8 protein-coding genes and 1 pseudogene are annotated in these 6321 nt (G+C 66.9%); 8 read left to right on the top strand and 1 reads right to left on the bottom strand.

The window, feature by feature from the left end; all coding sequences use genetic code 11:
* From DVR05_RS25955 to DVR05_RS26855, 4 genes and pseudogenes are all read left to right on the top strand, one after another.
* A pseudogene (locus tag DVR05_RS25955) lies at positions 1-349 on the top strand (hypothetical protein); the annotation flags it as partial.
* A gap of 233 nt (positions 350-582) precedes the next feature.
* Entirely contained in the window at positions 583-1134 is a 552-nt protein-coding gene (locus tag DVR05_RS25950; protein ID WP_157982564.1) for a DDE-type integrase/transposase/recombinase, read from the top strand.
* A 68-nt stretch (positions 1135-1202) separates the two neighbouring features.
* Positions 1203-2045 (top strand): IS5 family transposase, encoded by an 843-nt coding sequence (locus tag DVR05_RS25945; protein ID WP_116248538.1) that lies wholly within the window; start codon positions 1203-1205, stop codon positions 2043-2045.
* Positions 2046-2114: 69 nt separating this feature from the next.
* Positions 2115-2321 (top strand): hypothetical protein, encoded by a 207-nt coding sequence (locus DVR05_RS26855; RefSeq protein ID WP_157982563.1) that lies wholly within the window; start codon positions 2115-2117, stop codon positions 2319-2321.
* Between the two features lie 391 nt (positions 2322-2712).
* On the opposite strand, the gene DVR05_RS25940 is transcribed toward DVR05_RS26855, so the two are convergent.
* Positions 2713-3234: a hypothetical protein gene (locus DVR05_RS25940; protein ID WP_232832343.1), complete on the bottom strand. Its 522-nt coding sequence runs from the start codon at positions 3232-3234 to the stop codon at positions 2713-2715.
* Positions 3235-3357: 123 nt separating this feature from the next.
* On the opposite strand from DVR05_RS25940, the gene DVR05_RS25935 reads away from it, so the two are divergent.
* From DVR05_RS25935 to DVR05_RS25920, 4 genes are read left to right on the top strand one after another with little or no spacing between them, the layout of a single operon-like run.
* On the top strand, positions 3358-3573 hold the full coding sequence (locus tag DVR05_RS25935; protein ID WP_369974585.1) for a helix-turn-helix transcriptional regulator: 216 nt from the start codon (positions 3358-3360) through the stop codon (positions 3571-3573).
* On the top strand, positions 3570-4433 hold the full coding sequence (locus DVR05_RS25930; protein ID WP_116248536.1) for a bifunctional DNA primase/polymerase: 864 nt from the start codon (positions 3570-3572) through the stop codon (positions 4431-4433). Before DVR05_RS25935 ends, DVR05_RS25930 begins: the two co-directional genes overlap by 4 nt.
* Complete coding sequence (locus DVR05_RS25925) at positions 4430-5821, top strand: DUF3631 domain-containing protein (RefSeq protein WP_116248535.1); 1392 nt, start codon at positions 4430-4432, stop codon at positions 5819-5821. Before DVR05_RS25930 ends, DVR05_RS25925 begins: the two co-directional genes overlap by 4 nt.
* A 27-nt stretch (positions 5822-5848) precedes the next feature.
* Positions 5849-6100, top strand: a complete 252-nt coding sequence (locus DVR05_RS25920) for a hypothetical protein (protein ID WP_157982561.1) — start codon at positions 5849-5851, stop codon at positions 6098-6100.
* The last annotated feature ends 221 nt before the right edge of the window (positions 6101-6321 follow it).

Here is a 6321-nt window from a genome sequence, read left to right as displayed (position 1 = left end):
GGGTGGTTCCGCGCGGTCGGTGCGCGGCTGTGACCAGCGTCTTCAGGATGAAAAGGGCTCACTGCTGCGCTGGGAGGGACTCTACGACTCCAGCATCCAACTCTGGCGCAAACAACGCGACAGCGGTGAACTGAATGCCTCGCAGGAGGCCGGAACGTCCGCGGGGAAGAAGAAGACACCCGAACAGTACGAGTTGGAACAGCTACGCCGGGAGAAAGCGAAGCTCGAGCGGGGCAACGCCCGGATGTCCAAGAAGCTGCAACAGACCGAGGTCGCCATGGAAATCCTGGGAAAAGCACACGCGCTCTTGGAGATCGTGTCCGAGAGCGCGGACTCGGAGAACTCGTAACCGAGATCCGCGAGAACACACGAGGCCAACTCGAGCCGCATACCGTCATCAAGGAGTCCTGCCGCCTGGCGGGCATCAACCGCTCGACCCACTACCGCCACCGCAACCCGAAAGAACACGCCCCGGAAGAACCGGTCAGGACACCTCCCCCCAACCGACTCCAGGCCGAAGAACGCGAGAAGGTCGTCGAGGTCCTCAACAGCGCCAGGTTCCGGGACAAAGCGCCCCGGCAGGTGTGGGCGGCTCTGTTGGACGAGGGCACCTACCTGTGCTCGGTCTCCACGATGTACCGGCTGCTGCGCGAACGCGGCCAGAGCCGGGAGCGACGCGCCCAGGCCACCCACCCGCCCAAGACCAAGCCCGAGCTGGTGGCCTACGCCCCGAACCAGGTCTGGAGCTGGGACATCACGAAACTGCGCGACCCGGGCCCGGGCACGTTCTTCGACCTGTACGTCATGATCGATATCTACTCCCGGTACGTGGTGCACTGGGAAGTCCACACCCGCGAATCAGGCCAGATCGCCGAACAATTCATCGAAAACTCCATCGCGGCCAACGGCCAGATCGCCACCGAGGTGATCCATTCTGACCGCGGCACCGCGATGACCTCGCAGTCGGTGGCCGAACTGCTGTCCGCGCTCGGGATCACCAAATCGCACTCGCGGCCGAAGACCAGCAACGACAACCCCTACAGCGAAGCGCATTTCAAGATGCTCAAGTACTGTCCGGCCTTCCCTGACCGGTTCGGGTCTATCCAGGACGCCCGGCGGTTCTTCCAGTACTAGAGGGTGTCTGAAAAGGGTCAGGCCGGTGCAGACTGGAGGGAGAACCCTCCCTGTCTGTGGAGGCTGTCATGGCCGATCGACCCGCTTACCCCACGGACCTGTCGGATGCTGAATGGGAGCTCATCGCCCCGCTCATCCCCTCACCCAAGCCTGGCGGACGACCTCCGTTGCACGAGCGTCGGGAGATCGTCAACGCGCTGGCCTACTGGGTGCGGGCCGGGTGTGCCTGGCGGCTGCTGCCCTACGACCTCCCGCCCTGGCGGGCGGTCTACCACTACTGGAGGCAGTGGCGTATCGAGGGCCGCTGGGAACAGATCCTCCTCCGCCTGCGCCAACGCGAACGCAAAAGGGTCGGGCGCCACCCCCAGCCCAGCGCGGGCATCATTGACTCCCAGAGTCTGAGAGCCACCGACCGGGGCGGGCTGCACGGCTACGACGGCGCCAAGAAGGTCCGCGGCATCAAGCGCCACCTGCTCGTCGATGTCTGCGGTACCGTCCTGGCCGCGTGCGTGAGCCCCGCGAGCGTGGGCGACCGCGACGGCGCCAAGATCCTGCTCGCCCGGGCGGCGCTGCTTCTTCCCCGACTGCTCCTGGTCTGGGCTGACCAGGGCTACACCGGTGAGAAACTGGCGTCCTGGGCGCGCCGGATCGCCGGGGTGCGGGTCCAGATCGTGCGCCGGGCTGACGGCGGGTTCCGCCACACGTGGGCGCCCAAGAGCCAGCCGCCGCCTGCGGTGCCGCGGTTCGCGGTGGTGCCCCGCCGGTGGGTGGTGGAGCGGACCTTCGCCTGGCTGGGCAAGTACCGTCGCACCGCCAAGGACTACGAGTACCGGGGAGCGACCTCGGAGAACGTCATCTACCTCGCGATGATCCTCATCCTGCTGCACCGGCTGGCACGGACACCGGCCTGACCCTTTTCAGACACCCTCTACAACCACGAGCACTACCACTCCGGGATCGGGCTGCACACCCCTTTCACGGTGCACATCGGTACCGCGCACGTGATTCAGGACAAACGAGCACAGGCCATCGAGGCCTTCCGGGCGGCCAACCCTTGGCGGTTCACCCGCCGACCTGTGCTGCCCGGGCTTCCCGAGGCCGCGTGGATCAACGAACCAGACGGACTGGACAGTCTGGATGCCGCACCTGCCGCACAGCACCGCGCTGACCTGCGCGAAGCGGTCTGACGATCACCTGTCCCTGTCCGATTCGACTTGACACACTCCGGAGCGCCCCGAGGGTGCGGGACCCGGCAGTGGCGGACCGGTGGACCTGGCTGGTGGTGGGCGCCTATACCCAGCTGCGCCTGGCTCGGGGTCTCGTGCGCCAGGTGCGTTTGCCCTGGCAGCGTCCCCTCGAACCGCACCGGATGAGTCCGGGCAGGGTGCGGCGGGGGGTTTCGGTACCTGCACGCGCACCTGCCCGGATGCGCGGGTGTTCCACGGCCCTCGCGCCCGGGGCCGGGGCGTGCGCCGGGGAGCCCGAACAGGCGTCCCGCTCCCCGTTACGGGGTCCCGAAGAAGAACAAGCGGGTGCTACGAGCCGCTCCGGAGACAAGCAAGCAGCTTAAACGCCAAGCTAGGCGGTGTCCTTCTTTCGGCCTCGCCTGTCCTGAACGGTGAGAAATCCACGGTCACGAGCGCGTGTGACCCAGCGCGCGGCGGTGGACTTGGGCAGGCCCAGTCCGAGCGCGACCGTCCGCACAGGAGACTCTCCAAAGATGAGCGCGACCCGGTAGAGGTAGGCCACCCACTTCAGCGCCCGCGTCGTCGGGCCCCCTTCGGTGATGTCTTCGGGCATGGGTCCCATATTGAGCGCCGTGAAGCCCTTGACGGCTGGCTCGATCCCCATGCGCAGAACGGTCTGGACGGGCACCGAGCGGAGTGCCTCTCCGGTGACCTCGGTTCCCTCCTGCGCCGAGACCATGAGCGAGCGGCACTCGTATCGACCGCTGTCACGGTTGAATTCGGCGCTCATAGCGACGTCGTAGCCCTGGACGTCCTGCCCCTTGACCTCGACGCGCCGGGGGAGACGAAGACCGTCTCCGATATCAATGACCGGGTCTTCGCCGTCCATGAGTGCCTTGCCGCGAACTCTCATGGGACCCATCGTGATGCAATGAGATGGATATGTCAAAGCCATGCCATATTGTGGTTGATCTTGACGGCACTCGCGCACTACTGTCGACGTCGTTAGCTTCACCAGCGATCACACCTCGAAGGGATGGACATGGGAGACGGATCACACACGCGGCGGGTAGCGCTGATGACCCCTCGGCAGTTGTCGGACTACCTGGGTGTTCCTGTGCAGACGCTGGCCAATTGGCGTTGGCGGGAAGAAGGGCCGAAGTGGATCAAGCTCGGGAGACACGTGCGCTACCGACCGAACGAGGTCGAGCGTTGGCTGAGCGCCCAGGGACAGGGTGGCGAGGCCGCATGACACATATCAACGACACTCCCCAGGGGGGCGGAGCCGAGGGACATTCGGAAGCTCTTGTGAACCGAGCTGAACCCCTCGTACTCGCCCAATCCGCTCGGCTACAGGCCGCGCTCGGCTACGCCGCGCGGGGGTGGCCGGTGTTCCCCTGCGAACCGGACGGCAAAGCGCCCCTAGGGGCCCTCGTCCCGCATGGCGTCAAGAACGCCACGACCGACCCCCATCAGATCGCCGCCTGGTGGCGATACCACCCAGAGGCCAACGTGGCCATCGCGACCGGAGCCCCAGCTGTCGACGTGGTCGACGTCGACAACAAGCCCGACGGTGATGGGTTCGCCGCGTTCAACCGCCTCGTGCGCGCCGGGTCGCTACACGGTTCCGTCTATCTCGTGCGAACCCCGTCCGGTGGCCTCCATGCCGGATTCCCCGGAACCGAACAAGGGTGCGGACGCCTGAGGTCCCACTTCATCGACTTCAAGGCCCGGGGCGGCTACGTCGTCGCCCCACCCTCGACCGTGCGGGGACGCCCCTACGTACTCACTGAGGAACGCCCCGTCGGCACCCCAGTGAACTGGGAGCGTGTCAAGCGCGTCCTTGACCCGCCCAGACCGCCCCTCCCGACGCCCATGAGTACCGGACGGTCGCCGCGTGGTATCGGCGCCCTCGTCGACTGGCTAGCCAAACAGCGGGAGGGCAACCGCAACAACGCCCTCTTCTGGGCGGCGTGCCGGGCGGTGGAATCCGGCGCGGGCTCGAGAGAGCTCGATCTGCTCGTCGACGCCGCTGTCGGCATCGGCCTCGACGAGCAATCCGCGCGCGCCACCGCCCGCTCCGCCGCACGACGTCAGGCGGTGAACACGTGACCGAACAGATTGAGTACACGTTGGGCCACCTCGACCGGGGCGACACCCTGGCCGACCTTCTCGACGAGGCGCACGCGGCTTTCACCCGCTACGTGGTGCTACCCACCGCTGAGGCCGTTGACGCTCTGGTGTTGTGGTGCGCGGCCACCCATGCTCAGGCCGTCGCCGACCATGCGCCGCGTCTGGTGATCAAGGCCCCAGAGAAGCGGTGCGGTAAGTCACGGTGCCTGGACATCGTGGAGGCGTTAAGCTCCAAGCCCATCGTGGCCGTCAATGCCACCCCGGCCGCGATCTTCCGCAGCATCGAGGCCGACGAACCCCCGACACTCATCTTCGACGAGGCCGACACCATCTTCCCGACCAGGAACACCAAGGTCGCCGAGAACAACGAGGAACTGCGTGGCCTGCTCAACGCCGGACACCAACGAGGCCGCCCCGCGCGACGCGTCATCGGCAAGGGGACGGAACAGGTGGTCGCGGAGTTCGCCACGTTCGCTATGGCGGCGTTGGCGGGGATCGGGTCCATGCCCGACACGATCGAGGACCGGGCGGTGATCATCACCATGCGCCGCCGTGCCCCCGGTGAGCGGATCGCGAAGTTCCGCTACCGCCGCGACCAGCTCCCGCTACACGCCTTGCGTGAGCGCCTGAGCGACGTGATCGCGACGCATCTCGACACCCTCGCCGACGCCGAGCCTGACATGCCGGTGGAGGATCGTGCGGCTGATACGTGGGAACCGCTCATCGCGCTTGCCGACGCCGCTGGAGGAACTTGGCCTGACCGTGCCCGGCAAGCCGCGAAGGCACTTACGAGCGCTCTCGACGCCGACGGCGACACCTCGACCGGGGTCCGCCTGCTCACGGACTGCCGCACAGTGTTCGACTCCCACGGCGGCCCTGGCGCCCTTAAGACCTCCGTGATCCTCGAAGGGCTCAAAGCGATCGAGGACGCACCATGGGCGGATTGGGGACGCAGCGGCTTGACCGGGCGCAAGCTCGGCGACCTCCTCGCCGAATACGGCATCAAACCCGGCAACGTCCGCTTCGAAGACGGTTCGCAGGCCAAGGGTTATCTCCGGTTGAAATTCTCCGATGCCTGGTTGCGCTACTGCCCTCCCACACCGGAAGCGGCACCGTCCCAGCCGCCGCGAGGCCATCATCCCAGTCCAACCCCGGGACGGGATGGCCGAGCAGGACGGTTCACACCGTCACAGGAAACAAGCCCTCCCAGCCTCACCAGCAGAAACGACATTGGGACGGATGAAATGACACTTGCAGGGGAGAGCACTGTGACGGGCACCTGCCAGACCCCCGAATGTCGCGCCCGGGTCGCCCTCGACCTCTACCCCAACGGCTACTGCTACGACCATCAGCCCACCGCCGCATAGACCACCACGGGCACCCGCGCCGAGCGGGTGCCCCCCAACAAGGAAGGCAGCACCATGGCCGACCCCGCAGATCAGGTCAGCACCCAGCTCGCCGGACTCGATGCCGCTCGCGCCCGCGTCAACACGGGGCGCTCCGAAGCCAGAACTGGCTGCCCCTCCCTCGCGCGCCCATACTCCACTGCGGTCGACAACGCCGCAGCCAGTGTCGTCATCGTCGTCGACGACGCCTACACCAAGGGCACGCGGGTCGCCGCCACCGCCCGGTGTCTGCGGACGTGAGCGGTCGACTCCGCCAGGGAGTCTGATGGGTTCCCGGCCGGCGGCCGCGAAGATGACTTCGCGACTGCCCTTGGCCTTGTGCGGCTCCGACACCGCCAGCCCGGTCGTGGGCCCGCCCGACTTACCGCCCTCGCCCCCGAACACAAAGGATGGACGATGGGGGCTTAACCCCGGATCTTGGACACGGGGGTGATTGACTACGCCGCGATCGCCAGCGTAGA

The organism is Nocardiopsis sp. FIRDI 009 (genome assembly GCF_003386285.1).
GTDB lineage: Bacteria > Actinomycetota > Actinomycetes > Streptosporangiales > Streptosporangiaceae > Nocardiopsis.
The sequence above is the reverse complement of the archived record's forward strand: the minus strand, read 5'-3'. Positions and strand labels throughout refer to the sequence as shown.

What these genes read in the sequence shown, in the direction of transcription:
- DVR05_RS25945 (WP_116248538.1), top strand. Translation starts at nt 1,203, where the DNA reads ATGGCCGATCGACCCGCTTACCCCACGGACCTGTCGGATGCTGAATGG.
- DVR05_RS25940 (WP_232832343.1), bottom strand. Translation starts at nt 3,234, where the DNA reads ATGAGAGTTCGCGGCAAGGCACTCATGGACGGCGAAGACCCGGTCATT.
- DVR05_RS25935 (WP_369974585.1), top strand. Translation starts at nt 3,358, where the DNA reads ATGGACATGGGAGACGGATCACACACGCGGCGGGTAGCGCTGATGACC.
- DVR05_RS25930 (WP_116248536.1), top strand. Translation starts at nt 3,570, where the DNA reads ATGACACATATCAACGACACTCCCCAGGGGGGCGGAGCCGAGGGACAT.